At 70.3% G+C, this 16,224-nt stretch carries 15 protein-coding genes; 9 read left to right on the top strand and 6 right to left on the bottom strand.

Going from position 1 to position 16,224, the window contains the following annotated elements; translation table 11 throughout:
- Positions 1-165: 165 nt before the first annotated feature.
- Complete coding sequence (locus ACWCRB_RS07565; protein ID WP_450995142.1) at positions 166-1,344, bottom strand: flavin-containing monooxygenase; 1,179 nt, start codon at positions 1,342-1,344, stop codon at positions 166-168.
- Positions 1,345-1,535: 191 nt separating this feature from the next.
- On the opposite strand from ACWCRB_RS07565, the gene ACWCRB_RS07560 reads away from it, so the two are divergent.
- Together ACWCRB_RS07560 and ACWCRB_RS07555 are read left to right on the top strand one after the other, a co-directional pair.
- On the top strand, positions 1,536-1,964 hold the full coding sequence (locus tag ACWCRB_RS07560; protein ID WP_450995141.1) for a Zn-ribbon domain-containing OB-fold protein: 429 nt from the start codon (positions 1,536-1,538) through the stop codon (positions 1,962-1,964).
- A gap of 4 nt (positions 1,965-1,968) precedes the next feature.
- Positions 1,969-2,598: a GNAT family N-acetyltransferase gene (locus tag ACWCRB_RS07555; RefSeq protein WP_450995140.1), complete on the top strand. Its 630-nt coding sequence runs from the start codon at positions 1,969-1,971 to the stop codon at positions 2,596-2,598.
- Here ACWCRB_RS07555 and ACWCRB_RS07550 read toward each other — a convergent pair.
- The gene (locus ACWCRB_RS07550) at positions 2,576-3,235 is read right to left on the bottom strand and encodes a pyridoxine/pyridoxamine 5'-phosphate oxidase (RefSeq protein ID WP_450995139.1); all 660 of its coding nucleotides are present in this window, start codon (positions 3,233-3,235) and stop codon (positions 2,576-2,578) included. The genes ACWCRB_RS07555 and ACWCRB_RS07550 overlap by 23 nt on opposite strands.
- 78 nt (positions 3,236-3,313) lie before the next feature.
- Entirely contained in the window at positions 3,314-5,536 is a 2,223-nt protein-coding gene (gene katG / locus ACWCRB_RS07545) for a catalase/peroxidase HPI (protein WP_450995138.1), read from the bottom strand.
- A 287-nt stretch (positions 5,537-5,823) separates the two neighbouring features.
- Here katG and ACWCRB_RS07540 point away from each other — a divergent pair, with 287 nt between their 5' ends.
- Positions 5,824-6,234, top strand: coding sequence for a Fur family transcriptional regulator (locus ACWCRB_RS07540; RefSeq protein ID WP_450995221.1), 411 nt, complete (start codon positions 5,824-5,826; stop codon positions 6,232-6,234).
- A gap of 114 nt (positions 6,235-6,348) precedes the next feature.
- On the opposite strand, the gene ACWCRB_RS07535 is transcribed toward ACWCRB_RS07540, so the two are convergent.
- A complete protein-coding gene (locus tag ACWCRB_RS07535) occupies positions 6,349-6,921 on the bottom strand; it encodes a TetR/AcrR family transcriptional regulator (protein WP_450995137.1) in 573 nt (190 codons plus the stop codon).
- A 116-nt stretch (positions 6,922-7,037) separates the two neighbouring features.
- Here ACWCRB_RS07535 and ACWCRB_RS07530 point away from each other — a divergent pair, with 116 nt between their 5' ends.
- On the top strand, positions 7,038-7,559 hold the full coding sequence (locus ACWCRB_RS07530; RefSeq protein ID WP_450995136.1) for an isochorismatase family cysteine hydrolase: 522 nt from the start codon (positions 7,038-7,040) through the stop codon (positions 7,557-7,559).
- Positions 7,560-7,649: 90 nt separating this feature from the next.
- Complete coding sequence (locus tag ACWCRB_RS07525; protein WP_450995135.1) at positions 7,650-8,849, top strand: esterase-like activity of phytase family protein; 1,200 nt, start codon at positions 7,650-7,652, stop codon at positions 8,847-8,849.
- A gap of 23 nt (positions 8,850-8,872) precedes the next feature.
- On the opposite strand, the gene ACWCRB_RS07520 is transcribed toward ACWCRB_RS07525, so the two are convergent.
- Complete coding sequence (locus ACWCRB_RS07520) at positions 8,873-10,057, bottom strand: thiolase C-terminal domain-containing protein (RefSeq protein ID WP_450995134.1); 1,185 nt, start codon at positions 10,055-10,057, stop codon at positions 8,873-8,875.
- A 123-nt stretch (positions 10,058-10,180) separates the two neighbouring features.
- Here ACWCRB_RS07520 and ACWCRB_RS07515 point away from each other — a divergent pair, with 123 nt between their 5' ends.
- Together ACWCRB_RS07515 and ACWCRB_RS07510 are read left to right on the top strand one after the other, a co-directional pair.
- Entirely contained in the window at positions 10,181-11,437 is a 1,257-nt protein-coding gene (locus tag ACWCRB_RS07515) for an acyl-CoA dehydrogenase family protein (RefSeq protein WP_450995133.1), read from the top strand.
- Complete coding sequence (locus ACWCRB_RS07510; protein WP_450995132.1) at positions 11,437-11,925, top strand: nitroreductase family deazaflavin-dependent oxidoreductase; 489 nt, start codon at positions 11,437-11,439, stop codon at positions 11,923-11,925. The genes ACWCRB_RS07515 and ACWCRB_RS07510 overlap by 1 nt, the downstream gene beginning before the upstream one ends.
- 150 nt (positions 11,926-12,075) lie before the next feature.
- Here ACWCRB_RS07510 and ACWCRB_RS07505 read toward each other — a convergent pair whose 3' ends face one another.
- Positions 12,076-12,723 carry a TetR family transcriptional regulator gene (locus tag ACWCRB_RS07505; RefSeq protein WP_105972865.1) on the bottom strand — a complete coding sequence of 216 codons (648 nt, stop codon included), beginning with the start codon at positions 12,721-12,723 and terminating at the stop codon, positions 12,076-12,078.
- Positions 12,724-12,924: 201 nt separating this feature from the next.
- On the opposite strand from ACWCRB_RS07505, the gene ACWCRB_RS07500 reads away from it, so the two are divergent.
- Together ACWCRB_RS07500 and ACWCRB_RS07495 are read left to right on the top strand one after the other, a co-directional pair.
- Positions 12,925-13,644, top strand: a complete 720-nt coding sequence (locus tag ACWCRB_RS07500; RefSeq protein WP_405536759.1) for a VOC family protein — start codon at positions 12,925-12,927, stop codon at positions 13,642-13,644.
- A gap of 232 nt (positions 13,645-13,876) precedes the next feature.
- The coding region (locus ACWCRB_RS07495) for an outer membrane protein assembly factor BamB family protein (protein WP_450995131.1) at positions 13,877-16,224 on the top strand (2,348 nt) is incomplete at its 3' end.

The following is a 16,224-nucleotide window of genomic DNA, read 5'->3' as shown; positions in this document are numbered from 1 at the left end:
CTCCTGTGTGACAGCCAATTAACTGACGCAGTGTCAGGTTACTGAACTGACACTGTGTCAGGAACCGCTGTGCACGCAGAAGCTGAGGAAGGGCCCCGGCGGCGCGCCGGCCGGCCGCCTCCGTCAGACGTCCTCCGTCAGCCGCACTCGGTCGGCCGGGCTCGGTCAGTGGCGTACGGCCGTCTGCCGCGCCACCGCCTTCGCGATGCGTGCCGCGTCGATCGCCATTTCCCGGAACATGCCGCTGATGGGGTTGGTGTAACCGGTGAAGTAGAGCCCTGGCGCGTTCTTCGGGGAGTGCGGGCCGTGCACGACCGGCTTGCCTCGCGAGTCGAGTACGTCGAGGTGGCCGACGAGGCCCTCCAGGCCGCGGAGGTAGCCCGTGGCCGCGATGATCGCGTCCGGTTCGAGGCGCTCGCCGTCGGCGAGGACAACCTTGCCGTCCTCGAAGCCCTCCACCGCGGCCACGATCTGGACCCGCCCCTTGCGGACCGCGTCGATGAGGCCGACGTCCTGGACCGGGATCGAGCCCGCGTTGACGCGCGAGTACAGGCCGGTGTCCGGGCGGGGCAGCCCGTGGGCGGACAGGTCGGGCACGCTCACCTTGGCCATCGGCCCGGCGAGCTTGTCGACGAGCCGCACCGGCAGCCGTCGTACGAGGATGCCCGTGAACTGGGCCGCCCAGCCGGCCGTGGACCGCCGCACGATGTGCGGAGCCGTACGGACCGACAGTCGCACGCGCGAGGCCCCGCCCTCCACCAGGTCGACGGCGATCTCGGCGCCGGTGTTGCCGATGCCGACGACGAGGACGTCACGGCCGGCGTAGGGCGCGGCGTTGCGGTACTGGGCGGCGTGCAGCAGCTCGCCGCGGTAGGCGTCGCGCCCGGACCACTCGGGGATCCGGGGGGTGTGGTTGGTCCCGGTGGCGATGACGACCGCGCTGCCGGTCAGCTCGCGCCCACCGGTGGCGTGCAGCAGCCAGCCGGTGCCGTCGGCGGTCCGCTCGACGCGGGACACCTCGACGCCGGTGACGACCTCCAGCTCGTGGTACTCGGCGTACTTGTCGAGGTAGCGCACGACGTCGTCCCGCGACACCCACCGGCCGAAGGAGCGCGGCATCGGCAGGCCCGGCAGCGAGGACAGTCGCCGGGTGGTGTGCAGATGCAGCCGGTCGTAGTGCCGACGCCAGGACGTCCCGACCCGCTCCCCCCGCTCCAGCACCACGGCCCGCACCCCCTGGGCCCGCAGCGCGTACGCGACGGCGAGACCACCGGGCCCGCCGCCGATGACGTACACGGGAGCCGTAGAAGTCGAGGTCGAAGGTGCTGTCGAGGCGTCGGTCATGTGCCTGAGCGTATTCACCTGATCACTTGTTGGGTCTCGGTCAAGCTCGGAATTGGTTGCGGATTGATCACGACTGCGGGAGGAGTGGGTGGGTCGAGTGGCGTAGGGGGCCTGGTTGTGTCCGTTCGGTGAGGTCATACTCGACTGACGTACCGTCAGATTCGGGTAGGGCTGAGGGGGCCGCAGTGGGCATGGGCATGGGCACGGATCGGTACGACATCCCCGACGTCGACGCCTTCACGCGCGTCTACTGGGACGCGGCGGCCGACGGGCGGCTGCTCGTGCGGCGGTGTGGTGGGTGTGGGCGGGCGCATCACTATCCCCGGGAGTTCTGCCCGTTCTGCTGGAGCGAGGACGTGGCGTGGGAGGGTGCGAGCGGGCTGGCCACGCTCTACACCTGGTCCGTCGTCCATCGCAATGATCTGCCGCCCTTCGGGGAGCGGACGCCGTACGTCGCCACCGTCGTCGATCTCGACGAGGGGCCGCGGATGATGACCGAGGTGGTGGACGCCACCGAAGGTGAGTTGTGGGTCGGGATGGGGCTGGAGGTCGCTTTTCGGGACGGTGTGCCCGTGTTCCGTCCCCGGGGTGGGAGTCGTACAGCCGTACGGCTTCAATAGGGTGATGGCCCATATCCATGAGCGGTCCCTCACCCGCCCGATCCCCGAGTTTCCCGAGCTGCTCGGTCACGGACTGCGGCTGCGGCAGTGGCGCGCGGACTCCGACACCGACGTCGACGCGTGGCTGCGCGGGCTGACCGACCCGGACTTCCGGCGCTGGAACACCCCCATGAAGCCGGTCACCGACCTCGACAGCGCCCGGGACTCCCTCGGCACCCGTTCCGGGACCGCGGTCGACGGCACCCGGGTGTCCTTCTGCGTCACGGACGCCGTCAGCGGCGCGATACTCGGCCACCTCGGCGTCAACGACATCGACCCCTTCATCCGCCTCGCCCGCGTCGGCTACTGGGTCCTCCCCGAGGCCCGCGGCAAGCGCGTCGCCACCCGCGCCCTCGCCCTCGGCGCCCGCTGGGCCTTCGACACCCTCGGCCTCAACCGCCTGGAACTCGGCCACGCCCTAGGCCACGACGCCTCCTGCCGCGTCGCCGAACACTGCGGATTCCGCTACGAGGGGACACTGCGGGGCGCGATGTTCGAGGAGGGGCGGCAGGACGTGTTCCGGGACGTCCATCTGCACGGGCGCATCGCCCAGGACCCGGAAGCCGCCCCGCCTACGGCCACAACAGCTCCCTGAGCCAACCCTCCTCCGTACGGCGGTACTTGAGCCGTACGTGCCGTCGCTGGGCCTCGCCCTGGAAGAACTCGGCCTCGTCCGGGCGCAGTCGGTACAGGGTCCAGGTCGGGGAGGGGGCGTCGGGCTCGCGCTGCGCCCGTTCCCAGGCCGCCTGCGACACGCTCGCCAACTCGTCCAGCGAGCCCAGCACTTCGCTCTGGCGGCCGGTCAGCGCGGCGGCCAGTGCTCCCGTCGAGCGGGCGTGCAGGTCGGCCTGCGCTTCGGAGGAGGGGGCCGACTCCACCGGGCCCCGCAGCCGGATCTGGCGGCCCAGCGTCGGCCAGTAGAAGTGGAGCGCCGCGTACGGGCGTGCCGCCAGCTGTCGGCCCTTGCTGCTCCCCGAGTGCGAGGCGAAGGACCAGCCGTCGGTGTCCGCGCCGTGCAGCATCACGGTCCGTACGTCGGGCAGGCCGTCCGTGTCCGATGTCGCCAGGGACATGGTGTGCGGCTCGGGCTGCCCCGCCGCCACCGCCTCCGCGAACCAGGTGGTGAAGAGGGGGAGCGGTTCGGTGGGGGCTGCGTCCGGGTCGAAGGCCGGCAGCGTGGTGACCTCGGGGGACCACACCCGTAGGGTCTTGAGCAGCTCGTGCAGTGACATGGGGACGAGTATCGACGAAAACGTCCGGGCCGACCCGTGAGGGCCGACCCGGACGTCATCGTTCAATAAACCAGCGGATCAGACGAGGTCGAAGCGGTCCGCGTTCGACACCTTGACCCACGCCTTGACGAAGTCCTTGACGAACTTCTCCTTGGCGTCGTCGCTGCCGTAGACCTCCGCGACCGCGCGCAGCTCCGAGTTGGAGCCGAAGACCAGGTCGGCACGGGTGCCGGTCCACTTGACCTGACCGGACTCGTCGCGGCCCTCGAAGGTGTTCTGGTCCTCGGACGTCGCCGTCCACTCCGTACCCAGCTCCAGCAGGTTGACGAAGAAGTCGTTCGTCAGCTTGCCGGGGGTGTCGGTGAAGACGCCGTGCGAGGAGCCCTGGTAGTTCGCGCCGAGGACGCGCAGACCGCCGACGAGGACGGTCAGCTCGGGGGCGCTCAGGTTGAGCAGGTTCGCCTTGTCCAGCAGCAGGTACTCGGCGGGAAGGCGGTTGCCCTTGCCGAGGTAGTTGCGGAACCCGTCGGCGGTCGGCTCGAGAGCGGCGAAGGACTCGACGTCCGTCTGCTCCTGCGTCGCGTCCGCGCGGCCCGGCGTGAACGGGACCTCGATGTCGTAGCCCGCGTCCTTGGCCGCCTTCTCGACGCCCGCGGCACCCGCGAGGACGATCACGTCGGCGATCGAGATCTGCTTGCCGCCGGACTGGCCGGCGTTGAAGGCCTCCTGGACGCCTTCCAGGGTGCGCAGCACCGTGGCCAGCTCGTCCGGGTTGTTGACCTCCCAGCTCGCCTGCGGCTGGAGGCGGATGCGGGCACCGTTGGCGCCGCCGCGCTTGTCGCTGCCGCGGAAGGAGGACGCCGCGGCCCAGGTGGTGGAGACCAGCTGGGAGACCGTGAGGCCCGTGGCGAGGATCTGCGCCTTGAGGGCGGAGACGTCGGCGGCGTCGACCAGCTCGTGCGTGACCGCGGGGAGCGGGTCCTGCCAGAGCAGCGTCTCGGACGGGACCTCGGGGCCGAGGTAGCGGACGACCGGGCCCAGGTCACGGTGGGTCAGCTTGAACCAGGCGCGGGCGAACGCGTCCGCGAACTGGTCCGGGTTCTCGTAGAAGCGACGGGAGATCTCCGCGTACGCCGGGTCGAACCGGAGCGAGAGGTCGGTCGTCAGCATCATCGGGAGCTTCGACTTCGACGCGTCGTGCGCGTCGGGGATGATCGCCTCGGCGTTCTTCGCCACCCACTGGTTGGCGCCGGCCGGGCTCTGCGTCAGCTCGTACTCGTACTCGAAGAGGTTCTTGAAGAACCCGTTGCTCCACTGGGCCGGCGTGGCGGTCCAGGTGACCTCCAGGCCACTGGTGATCGCGTCGCCGCCCTTGCCGGTGCCGTACGAGCTCTTCCAGCCGAAGCCCTGCTGCTCGATCGGCGCGGCCTCGGGGTCGTCGCCGACGGCGTCCGCCGGGCCCGCGCCGTGGGTCTTGCCGAAGGTGTGGCCACCGGCGATGAGGGCGACGGTCTCCTCGTCGTTCATCGCCATACGGCGGAACGTCTCGCGGATGTCGCGGGCCGCGGCGAGCGGGTCCGGGTTGCCGTTGGGGCCCTCGGGGTTGACGTAGATCAGACCCATCTGGACGGCGCCGAGGGGCTCCTCCAGCTCACGGTCGCCGGTGTAGCGCTCGTCGTCGAGCCAGACCTTCTCGGGACCCCAGTACACGTCCTCGTCGGGCTCCCAGACGTCCGCGCGGCCGCCGCCGAAGCCGAAGGTCTCGAAGCCCATCGACTCCAGGGCCACGTTGCCCGCGAGGATCATGAGGTCGGCCCAGGAGAGGTTCTGGCCGTACTTCTTCTTGACCGGCCACAGCAGACGGCGGGCCTTGTCGAGGTTGCCGTTGTCCGGCCAGCTGTTCAGGGGGGCGAAGCGCTGCTGACCGGCGCCGCCGCCACCGCGGCCGTCGCTGATGCGGTACGTGCCCGCGCTGTGCCAGGCCATACGGATCATGAACGGGCCGTAGTGCCCGAAGTCGGCCGGCCACCAGTCCTTGGAGTCCGTCAGCACCGCCGCGATGTCCTGCTTCACGGCGGGGAGGTCGAGGGTCTGGAACGCCGCCGCGTAGTCGAACTCCTCGCCCAGCGGGTTGGAGACCGCGGGGTTCTTCGCGAGGATCTTCAGGTTCAGCTGCTCGGGCCACCACTGGCGGTTGCCGCCGCCCTGGGTCGGGTGCGGGGCACGCGTGTGCGCGACCGGGCAGCCACCCGTGCCCTCGGTTTTCGCGTCGGTGACGATCGCGTCATGGTTCTCAGACATGGGAATCCTTCCGGACGGGGCAGATCTCGGTGGTGCTGACGAACTGCGTGCTCAGGAACTGGGGGGTGGGGGGACGGTCGGGCACGTGGAGGAGGTCACACACGCCGTCACGTCGCTGCTGTCTCCTGCCGTACTGGAGGCTCTTCCTGTCCCTTGGCCATCGCCGTAAGCGATCCTACAATGGACAAGGTCCAAGTCAAGAAGTGTGACAAATCCATATCCTATCGGAACCCGGACGTCCACTGGTAAAATCCGTGTATTCCACCGAACCTGAATAGGTGAACGATATGAGCGACCTGCTGGAGCGACTGCGTGGACGCGGCTGGCGGATGACTTCCCAGCGGCGTGTCGTTGCGGAGGTCCTCGACGGCGAGCACGTCCATCTGACGGCTGACGAGGTGCACGCGCGTGCGGCTCAGCGGTTGCCCGAGATCTCTCGGGCGACCGTCTACAACACCCTGGGTGAGCTGGTGTCCCTGGGGGAGGTCATAGAGGTGGCCACGGATGGGCGGGCGAAGCGGTACGACCCGAACGCGCACCATCCTCACCAGCACCTGATCTGCTCCAACTGCGGGACGATCCGGGACGTCCACCCGACCGGTAACCCCCTGGCGGACCTTCCGGCGGAGGAGCGCTTCGGCTTCACGGTGTCCCAGGTCGAGGTGACGTATCGGGGGCTGTGCGGGGCCTGTTCGTAGGTCTTCTTGTTTGAGGCCGGCTGCGGCGCCGTTGTGGCTGGTCGCGCAGTTCCCCGCGCCCCTATGGGGGCCTGCGGCCCCCATAGGGCGCTGGTGAACGTCGCCAGACCCCCTTTACGCCCCCGCCCGTAGCCCATCGCACAGGACCGCCAGTGCCAACCGCGGATCCGCGCCCGCGTTCGCCCTGTGGCGTAGGGCCAGCAGGATGCCCGAGATGAGGGCCATCAGGTCTGCGATGGTGATGTCGGTGCGGATCGTGCCGGCGGACTGGGCTCGGGTCAGTAGGTGGCCGAGGGTGCGGTGGAGGTCGGCGGAGGTCGCGTCGACCGTTGCCTGGACCTCGGCGCCCGCGTGGGCGATGGCGTCGATCAGATCCGCTTTCGTCACCGCGTCCGTCACCAGCCGGTCCAGGACCGTGAGCAGCGCCGCGCCCGGGTCGTCCGCGTCGCGCAGGGCGTGAGCCTCGGTGAGGAGCGGGTCGAGCCGCTCGTGGACCACCGCCTCGAACAGGCCCTCCTTGGTCGGGAAATGGCGGTACAGCGTGCCCGGCCCCACGCCGGCCCGGCGCGCGATCTCGTCGAGTGACACCGAGAGCCCCTCCGCCGCGAACGCCTCCCTCGCCACCTCTAGCAGCCGGTCCCGGTTGCGGCGGGCGTCGGCGCGCAGGGGCCGGTTCTCTGGCGGCATCTACGGGTCTCCCTTGTCGCAAATCCTTTAAACGGGGCGGTGTCTCCGGTACGGTTCGGATAACCGGGGCGCACTCTCCGATTTTAGCCCCGTTTGCCTGCAAGAAGGAGAATCCCATGGCCACCCCCACCACTCCCCCCACCGGCACCGCGTTCCTCGCCCTCGACTACGTCACGTACATCGTCGACAACTTCAGTCACGACCCCTCCGTCGCGGAGCGCGCCGCACACGCCCTCGCCGCCGCCCGTACGGCCGGACTGCCCGTCTTCTACGTCGTCCCGCAGGGCATGCAGGAGCAGATCCACCCGCTCCTGACCCCCGCCGAGGGCGACACCGTGCTGACCAAGACCAGCTTCAGCGCCTTCGCCAGCACCGATCTCCGGGATCGGCTGGAGGCCGCCGGGATCGGCCGGATCGTCGTCGCGGGTGTCGCCACCTCCGGGACCGTGCTGTCCACGACCAGGTGGGCGGTCGACACCGGCCTCAAGGTCACCGTCGTCGCCGACGCCTGCGACGACCCCGACCCGCAGGTCAACGCCCTGCTGCTCGACGAGTCGGTCGCCCCGAAGAGCTGGGTCGGGCTGTGGCGCGTCGCCGATGTCCTGCCGGCTGCCGAGATCCCCGAACTGCGTCCGTGACCGTGACCGTCGTAGCGTGAGTGGTGTGACTGGCCGGAACGTCGCTTGCCGTTGGGCCGCGCGTCATCAGGTGTCCCTACCGTGCGGGCCATGAGAAGACTTCTGATCATGCTCAGCGCCGCCGCGCTGACCGCGGGGCTCGCGGCGCCCGCCTCCGCCGAGGGCGAGAGAACGCCCGCGACGTACGGCCAGGCCACCCTCACCGGCTTCGCCTCCCTCCCCGCCGAGACCTTCGTGCCGGGCAGCGAGCCGTCCGGGTCCGCCATCGGCGCGGGCCCGTTCAACGGCATCGCCGCCCCCTTCGCCGGCCAGCCCGTCCAGGGCTTCAGCGGCATCGTCAACCGGCACGACGGCACGTACGACGTGCTGTCCGACAACGGCTACGGCGGAAAGGCGAACAGCGCCGACTTCCTGCTGCGCGTCCACCACGTCAAGCCGGACACCCGCACCGGGAAGGTCACGGTCCTCGGCGGCTTCAACCTGAGCGACCCGTACCACCGCGTCCCGTTCGCCCTCACCCGCGCCGACCGGATCCTCACCGGCGCCGACTTCGACGTCGAGTCGATCGTGAAGGCGTACGACGGCACGTACTGGCTGGGCGACGAGTTCGGGCCGTTCCTGCTGCACTTCGACAAGAAGGGGCGGCTGCTCGACGCGCCCGTCTCGCTGACGGGCGTCAAGGCCCCCGAGAACCCCTACCTGAACGGCGAGACGCCCACCCTCGGCGGCAGCAAGGGCTTCGAGGGCATGGTCCGGTCCGTCGACGGACGGCACCTCTACCCGCTGCTCGAAGGCACCGTCACCGGCGACACCCCCGGTGACCTGCGCCTCAACGAGTTCGATCTGCGGAAGCGGAAGTACACCGGCACGCACTGGACCTACCGCCTCGAGTCGACCGCCAACGCGATCGGCGACGCCATCGCCGTCGACAAGCACCGCTTCCTGATCATCGAGCGGGACGGCGGCCAGGGCGCCACCGCCAAGTTCAAGCGGATCTACCTCGCCGACAACCGGGACCGGAACGGCGACGGCCTGATGGACAAGACGCTCGTCGCCGACCTGATGAACATCGCGAACCCGAAGAAGCTCGGCGGCTTCGACGAGACCTTCACCTTCCCGTTCCAGACGATCGAGGACGTCGTCCTGCTCGACGACCGCACCCTCGCCGTCCTGAACGACAACAACTTCCCCTTCTCGTCCGGCCGTACGGCGGGCAAGGCGGACAACAACGAGTTCATCACCATCCGCCTCTCGGACCGACTCCACGCGGACTGGCGCGCGTTCGTCTGACAGACGGCCACTGATCAGTCGGTCTAATCGGTTCCCAGCACGACCGTCCCCGACGAGCAGAACCATCCGCCCGTCCCGGACGCCACCGCGAGGCGCGGCAGTCGCCCGTCCCCGGCACGTACCTGCCGCGCCTCGTTCAGCTCTCCCGCCTCCCCGCGCAACTGCCGTACGGCTTCCACCAGCAGGAACAGCCCCCGCATTCCCGGGTGTTGGGCCGACAGCCCGCCCCCGTCCGTGTTGACCGGCAGCTCACCGCCCGCCACCTTCAGCCGTCCCTTCGCGGCCTCCACGAAGGGGCCGCCCTCGCCCTTCCCGCAGAACCCGAGATCCTCCAGCGTCACCAGCGTCATATAGGTGAACGCGTCGTAGATCTCCGCGAAGTCCATCTCCTCCGGCCGAACTCCCGCCCGCTCGAAGGCGATCCGCCCGCTCACCGCCGCCGGGGACACCGTGAAGTCGTCCCACTCCGACATGCTGACGTGCGAGACGTGCTCGCCCGTCCCGAGGACCCACACGGGCCGCGTACGGCAGTCCTGCACATACTCCTCCGCCGCCAGCAGCACCGCCGCGCCCCCGTCGGAGCGCAGACAGCAGTGGAGCTTGGTGAAGGGGTCCGCGATCATCGGGCCGTCGAGCACCTCGTCGACGGTGATCGGCGTCCGGAACATCGCCTCCGGGTTGAGCGCCGCGTTGGCCCTCGCCTGGACCGCGACCGACGCCAACTGCTCGATGGTCGTGCCGTATTGGTGCATATGGCGACGGGCGGCCATCGCGTACTTGGCGATGAGCGTGTGGCCGTACGGGACCTCGAACTGCAAGGGCCCGCGCGCACCGAAGGAAAGATTGCCGGTCCTCCGTCCCGCCTTGACGTCCGCGCGGGCCGTGGAGCCGTAGACGAGGAGTACGGCGTTGGCGTGGCCGGCGGCGATCGCGTCCGCCGCGTGCGCCGCCATGACCTCCCAGGTCGAGCCGCCGACGGAGGTGGAATCCACCCAAGTGGGGCGCAGGCCAAGGTATTCGGCGACCTCGGCGGGCGCCAGCGTGCCGAGTCCGGCGGACGCGAAACCGTCCACCACCTCCCGGCCGAGCCCCGAGTCCGCCAGCGCCCGCCGGGCGGCCTGCGCGTGCAGTGCGTAAGGGGTTACGTCGTCCACCCGGCCGCAGTCCGACAGGGCCACCCCGACGATCGCGACCTTCCGGCTCACCATCGAGTCACCATGAATCTGACGGTATATCAGCTCTGGCTCTGTGCGGCAGAGGGTGTCCGCCCTAATATGACGGACCGTCAGACAATAGGAAGCAAGCGGGAGAACGAACCAGGGGGACTGGTCATGGACGCCCGTTTCACCCCCGAGCAGGACCACATCCGCCGTACCCTCCGCGAGCTGCTCCACAAGCGCTGCTCACCCGGTGACGTACGGGCCGCCGTCGACACCCCGGCCGGCCACGACCCCACCCTCTGGACCGCTCTGGCCGAGGACTTGGGCCTGCCCGCTCTCGGGCTCCCCGAGAGGTACGGCGGCATCGACGGCAGTACGACGACGGAACTCGCCCTCGCGGCAGAGGAATTGGGCCGCTGCCTGGCCCCCTCCCCCCTCCTGGCGACCGCCGTACTGTCAGCCCCCCTCATCACAGCCCTGGGCACCGAGGCCCAACGCGCCGACCTCCTCCCACGCATAGCCTCCGGCGCCCTCAGCGCGACTCTCGCCGTCCCCGGTACGGCCCTCGCCACCGTCCTCTCCCTCACCGGCGAGCCTCGCCGGGACTGGGCGGGCGGAGGACGCGCAGGGGGCGTGCAGGCGACCCAACGGGCGGACGGCTGGCGCCTGTTCGGCCAGGTGAGCCAGGTCCTGGACGCCCACAGCGCCCAACTCCTCCTGGTACCGGCCCACACAGGCGGTTACGCCCGCTCCGGCACCCTCCTCTTCCTGGTCCCGGGTGACACCCCCGGCCTCACGCGCACCCGCCAAACAACCCTGGACCCAACCCGCCCCCAAGGCCGCCTGGAGCTACGGAACGTACAGGCAGAGCTGCTGGGAGACGCGCCCCTTCAGGGGCGCGGGGAACTGCGCGACCAGCCCCCACCGCCCCGCGGACAGGCAACTACCCCCCCAGCACAGCACTTGCACCGAGTCGGAGACATCGCCGCCACCGTCCTGGCCGCCGAGGCAGCCGGCGCAGCCACCCGCATTCTGGAACTGACCGTCCAACACGCCCTGACCCGCGAACAGTTCGGACGCCCGATCGGCTCCTTCCAAGCCCTCAAACACCGCCTCGCCGACGTCTACGTCCAGGTCCAGGCGGCCCGCTCCGCCGCCTACTACGCGGCCTGGGCATCAGCCCAGAACACTGACCGAGTCGGCGGACTCGCCTTCGCCCAAGCCCTCGAATCCCTCCGCACCGCCGCCGCCGAAGGCATCCAACTCCACGGCGGCATCGGCTTCACCTGGGAACACGAAGCCCAGCTGTACTTCAAGCGCGCCGCAGGCGACGAGCTGCTGTTCGGACCGGTGCACCGGCTCCGCGCACACGCGGCCGAGGCGGCTCGGCTCTTCGACGAGTCCGACGCGGGAGAGGTGACCGTCTGATGCCAGTGACAGCCGCGAGGGTCGTGAAGGCGGTCCAGAGGGTCTCCTCGGCCCCCGCCTTCGCCCGGATCGCCCCACACGTCGTCCCCGCCCTGGACCGAGCCGTCCACCGCCTCACCCGGGGCAAGGTGCTGCTCAGCGCCCAGCTGCTGCCCGGGGTGGTGCTCACCGTGCGTGGGGCGAAGAGCGGGCAGCTGAGGCGCACCCCGCTCGCCTGCATGCCGGAAGGGGGCGGAGGCGACAGCTGGCTGCTCATCGGCTCCAACTTCGGCCGCACAGGCCACCCCGCCTGGACCGCCAACCTCCTCGCCCACCCCGACGCCGAGGTCAGCTGGAAAGGGGAGGACATCCCGGTCAGGGCCCAACTGCTGGCCGGAGAGGAACGGGCCGCCGCCTGGAAGGCGCTGCTCGCGTTCTGGCCGCCGTACGCGACCTATCAGGCGCGGGTCGAGCGGGAGATCCGGATCTTCAGGATCGTACGGAGATGAAGCCGATACAGGCGCTGAACACCCATATCCGACAAGGCGGATGCGCGACAGGCGGTGGCCCACCGGTCGGAACCGGAGTGAACCACCGCCTGCGTGACAGGACTTGGGCCCGGCAGGGCCTGCGGAACCTGGAGTAAGGGGGCGCGTCGGCTATTTCGTCGGCTTCTTGCCGGTCACGCCCAGGTGGACCAACAGGGCCAGGTTCGGCTTCAGTTCGGCCTGTTTCACACCCCAGGTCTGGAAGCCTCTCTGGTGCGAGGCCACCGCCGCGAGCATCGCGACGAGGGAGCCGGCCATCGCGGCGGGGTTGACGTCCTTGTCGACCTTGCCCTTGGCCTGTAGCTCGGTGACCGTGTCCGTAAGGGAGTTGTTCACGGAGTTGAGGATCTTCATGCGGATCTTGTAGAACCGCTTGTCGCCCTCGGCGGCGCCCAGATCGACGACCCTGAGGATCGCGTCGTTCCTGCGCCAGAACTCCAGGAACCCGTCGACGAGTTCCTGGGCGGTCTGCCAGCCGGCCTTGCCGACCCATGACCGCCCGGCGAGCAGCTCGGTCAACCCGGCGCCCTCCGTGGCCATTTGCTCGGCGATCTCCAGGACGGCGCCTTCGACGTCCGGGAAGTACTGGTAGAAGGTCGCGGGTGAAGTCCCCGCCTTCCGGGCGACATCGATGACTTTGACGTCCCGGTAAGGGGAGGAGCTGAGCATCTCGCTGAGGCAGTCGAGCAGCTTCTGCCGGGTCGCCTGCCCACGCCGACCCGCCACACGGCCGTCGACGGTACGCACTTGTCCTGTCATGCCGTCAGCTTACCGAGGGGTGATCGGAGCGCGATTCGGCCGACTGCAAATGGGGTGCAATGGTGATCTGTGAGCGGTGAGAGGGTGGTGGGAGGGCTGGTGAGAGGCGGCTGTGCCTGGTCCGGCGCCTGATCCTTTGCCGCTGCCGTGCTGCTCCTGTGCTGCCCTGCGGGATGCGTGAAGGACCGTTAACTTGACGGTATGGCCGAAAACAGGGCATCCGCCCGCACAGAGGGCGTCCCCTGCTGGGTGGACGCCCAGCTGCCCGACGTCGAGGCGGGCAAGCGTTTCTACAGTGAGCTTTTCGGGTGGACCTTCGAGGAGAAGGACGGTCTGGTGCAGGCCCTGTGCGACGGCGAGCCCGTCGCCGCCCTCGCCCACAAGACGGACGGGCGGATGCCCACCGTCTGGACGGTGTACTTCGCCACCCCGGACGCCCATGCCCTCGTCGCCCGGATCCGCGCGGCCGGCGGACAGGTGATCACCGCGCCGGTTCCCGTGGGGGACCTGGGCACGACGGCGCTGGCCACCGACCCCGACGGCGCCGTCTTCGGCCTCTGGCAGGCCGGTACGCACCCCGGATTCGGCCGTAGCCACGAGCCCCGCACCTTCGCCTGGGCCGAGCTGTACGCCCGGGACACGGACGTCGTGAACACCTTCTACGGCAACCTCTTCCACGAGGCGCTCTTCGGCCCGGACGCGGCCCCCGACTTCGGCCGGGCCGCCGTGTCCGAAGTGTTCCCGGCCGAGATGCCGCCGCATTTCCTGGTCCATTTCGCCGTCGAGGACATGGAAGAGGCCCTCGGGACGGTGAACCGGCTCGGCGGTCGCGTCCAGTCGACGCCCTTCGACACTTCGTACGGGAATGTGGCGGTCGTCACGGACAATCAGGGAGCGTCGTTCGCACTGCTCCGGAAATAGGCCGCTGGGAGCGGGTACGGGAGGGCGTGGGCCGGTTCGGGAGCGCCCCCGCTAGGACCCGTTTTGCACCAGATTAAGTTGAGACACCCCGTTTCGGACCCGAGTTCGCAACCTGTGCCCCGGCCAGGAAGAATCGGGGTGCGTGCCGCCAAGGCGGTGGCGGTGGTGAGACGCTGCACGGGGTCGCGTACATATGTAGGTGACGCGGCTCGTACGGGGAGGTGGCAGGCAAGTGGTGGATCAGCTGACGCAGCACGATCCGCGGCGGATCGGGCCGTTCGAGGTGCTGGGACGGCTGGGTGCCGGCGGCATGGGGCTGGTCTATCTCGCGCGCTCGGCCTCCGGGCGGCGCGTGGCGATCAAGACGGTCCGTACGGAACTGGCCGAGGACCAGCTGTTCCGGGTCCGCTTCACGCGTGAGGTGGAGGCGGCGCGGGCCGTCTCCGGCTTCTACACGGCCGCCGTCGTCGACGCCGATCCGCGGGCCGCCGTACCGTGGCTGGCCACCGCGTACGTCCCCGCGCCCTCCCTCGAAGAGATAGTGAACGAGTGCGGGCCGATGCCGGCCCAGGCGGTGCGCTGGCTCGCGGCAGGAGTCGCGGAGGCGCTGCAGTCCATCCACGGCGCGGGGCTCGTCCACCGCGACCTCAAGCCATCCAACGTGCTGGTGGTGGAGGACGGACCCCGGGTCATCGACTTCGGTATCGCGTCCGGTGTGTCGAACACACGTCTGACGATGACGAACGTGGCCGTGGGCACCCCCGCCTACATGTCCCCCGAGCAGGCGAAGGACTCGCGGAGCGTGACCGGCGCGAGCGACGTGTTCTCGCTCGGCTCGATGCTGGTCTTCGCGGCCACCGGACACGCCCCCTTCCACGGCGCCAACCCGGTCGAGACGGTCTTCATGCTGCTCCGGGAGGGCCCGGACCTCGAAGGCCTGCCGGAGGAACTGCGGCCCCTCATCGAGTCCTGTATGCAGATGGAGGCGACGGGCCGCCCCAACCCGGCCGACCTCCAGGCCCAGCTGGCCCCCCATCTCTTCGGCTCCGGCTCCGACGACAGCGGTACGGCGTCCGCGTGGCTGCCCGAGCGGGCGGTGACCCTCATCGAGACGCGCCGCGGCGGACGCCCGGCCGCGAAGCCGCAGGCGTCCGGTGGCCGCAGCGGCGGCAGACTGGCGATCCCGCCGCCGCCGTCGCACGACCCGCCGCCCTTCGACCCCCGCCCCGGCCCGGGCCTCGTACCCGGCCCGATGCCGGCCCCCGTACCCACCGGAGCGCCGGACACCGGCCCCGTACGCCTCGCAGGCGCCCCCGTGCCCATCGGCCCCGGTCCGCGCGTCTCCGACGTGCGCGCCGCCGCCGTACAGGCGCCGCCGCCGGAGGCCGGTCTGGTCGCCTCCTGGTCGCGCCCGCGTCCCGGGGTCAACGGCGCCGACCCGAACCCCGTGCCGGCCACGCCGCCGCTGCCCCCGGAGTCCCCGGCGGGCTGGCGCCCCTGGCGGTTCCGTATGTCGAACGACGTCTGGGGCACCCCGGCCGTAGCGGGCGACCTCGTCTACGTCACCTCCTTCGAGGTGCACGCCCTGGACGTGATGACGGGCCGCCGCCGCTTCAAGACGCGGGACGTCGCCTGGTCGATGGCGGTCGCGGACGGCCGTATCCACGCCTCCGACGGACCGACCCTGTTCGCTCTCGACGCCCGCGAGGGCATGGACCTGTGGCGGCTGTCCACGGACGCCTGGGTGTACTCGCTCAAGGCCGACCGGGGCACGGTCGTCACCGGTACGCGCGGTGGCGGTGTCCAGGGCTGGGACGCGGCGACCGGCCAGAAGCTGTGGGAGCACACCGGCGCCCAGACGGACTTCGAGTCCCCGGAGGCCGGACCCCAGGTCCACGAGGGCACGGTGTTCGTGTGGAAGGAAGGCCGGCTGCGCGCCCTGGAGGCCCGTACGGGTGACGAGCGCTGGTCCTACCCGATCGGCGACGCCACCTCCTGCGGCGGAGTCCCGGTACGGCTGACCCCGGGCCCCGACGGCCAGGTGTACGTCTCCGCGGGCACCCGGGTCCTCGCGATCGATGTCTCCGGCGGCCATGTCCGCTGGCACTTCGAGGCCCCGGCGGTGTTCCTCTCCCCGCCGACCTTCGCCCCGGGCCCGGCGGTCACGGGCGGCGGCGTGTACCTCGCCGACTACCTCGGCACGGTGTACGCCCTCGACGCGACGGACGGGCGGGACAGGTGGCGGATCGCGACGGAGTCGCGGGCGTCGATCGAGCCGGTGCTGGTGGCTGCGGGCCACGTCCACGTAGGCAGTGGCAAGGGCCTGTACACGCTGGACGCGGTCACAGGCACCCCCAAGTGGCGCTTCCAGGCGGGCGGCGACATCGTAGGCGCCCCGGCGGTCGCGGAGGGCCGCATCCACTTCGGCTCGACGGACCATCTCCTGTACACCCTGAAGGCGGACGACGGCCGGTTGAGGTGGAAGCTGCTCGTCGACGCCGACGACCCGCTCACCCTGCCGTACTTCAGCGACACCGACCTGCCCGTGGGCGGCACCCGCCACTACCGGGTACGCACTGT

This window comes from Streptomyces sp. NPDC002156 (assembly GCF_053593675.1).
This window is presented reverse-complemented; position numbering and strand designations above follow the sequence as displayed.

Coding starts and splice junctions, on each gene's coding strand:
- ACWCRB_RS07535 (WP_450995137.1), bottom strand. CDS start 6,921: ATGCCGCCAGAGAACCGGCCCCTGCGCGCCGACGCCCGCCGCAACCGG.
- ACWCRB_RS07520 (WP_450995134.1), bottom strand. CDS start 10,057: ATGGTGAGCCGGAAGGTCGCGATCGTCGGGGTGGCCCTGTCGGACTGC.
- ACWCRB_RS07515 (WP_450995133.1), top strand. CDS start 10,181: ATGGACGCCCGTTTCACCCCCGAGCAGGACCACATCCGCCGTACCCTC.
- ACWCRB_RS07525 (WP_450995135.1), top strand. CDS start 7,650: ATGAGAAGACTTCTGATCATGCTCAGCGCCGCCGCGCTGACCGCGGGG.
- ACWCRB_RS07505 (WP_105972865.1), bottom strand. CDS start 12,723: ATGACAGGACAAGTGCGTACCGTCGACGGCCGTGTGGCGGGTCGGCGT.
- katG (WP_450995138.1), bottom strand. CDS start 5,536: ATGTCTGAGAACCATGACGCGATCGTCACCGACGCGAAAACCGAGGGC.
- ACWCRB_RS07510 (WP_450995132.1), top strand. CDS start 11,437: ATGCCAGTGACAGCCGCGAGGGTCGTGAAGGCGGTCCAGAGGGTCTCC.
- ACWCRB_RS07550 (WP_450995139.1), bottom strand. CDS start 3,235: ATGTCACTGCACGAGCTGCTCAAGACCCTACGGGTGTGGTCCCCCGAG.
- ACWCRB_RS07500 (WP_405536759.1), top strand. CDS start 12,925: ATGGCCGAAAACAGGGCATCCGCCCGCACAGAGGGCGTCCCCTGCTGG.
- ACWCRB_RS07540 (WP_450995221.1), top strand. CDS start 5,824: ATGAGCGACCTGCTGGAGCGACTGCGTGGACGCGGCTGGCGGATGACT.
- ACWCRB_RS07555 (WP_450995140.1), top strand. CDS start 1,969: ATGGCCCATATCCATGAGCGGTCCCTCACCCGCCCGATCCCCGAGTTT.
- ACWCRB_RS07565 (WP_450995142.1), bottom strand. CDS start 1,344: ATGACCGACGCCTCGACAGCACCTTCGACCTCGACTTCTACGGCTCCC.
- ACWCRB_RS07530 (WP_450995136.1), top strand. CDS start 7,038: ATGGCCACCCCCACCACTCCCCCCACCGGCACCGCGTTCCTCGCCCTC.
- ACWCRB_RS07560 (WP_450995141.1), top strand. CDS start 1,536: ATGGGCATGGGCACGGATCGGTACGACATCCCCGACGTCGACGCCTTC.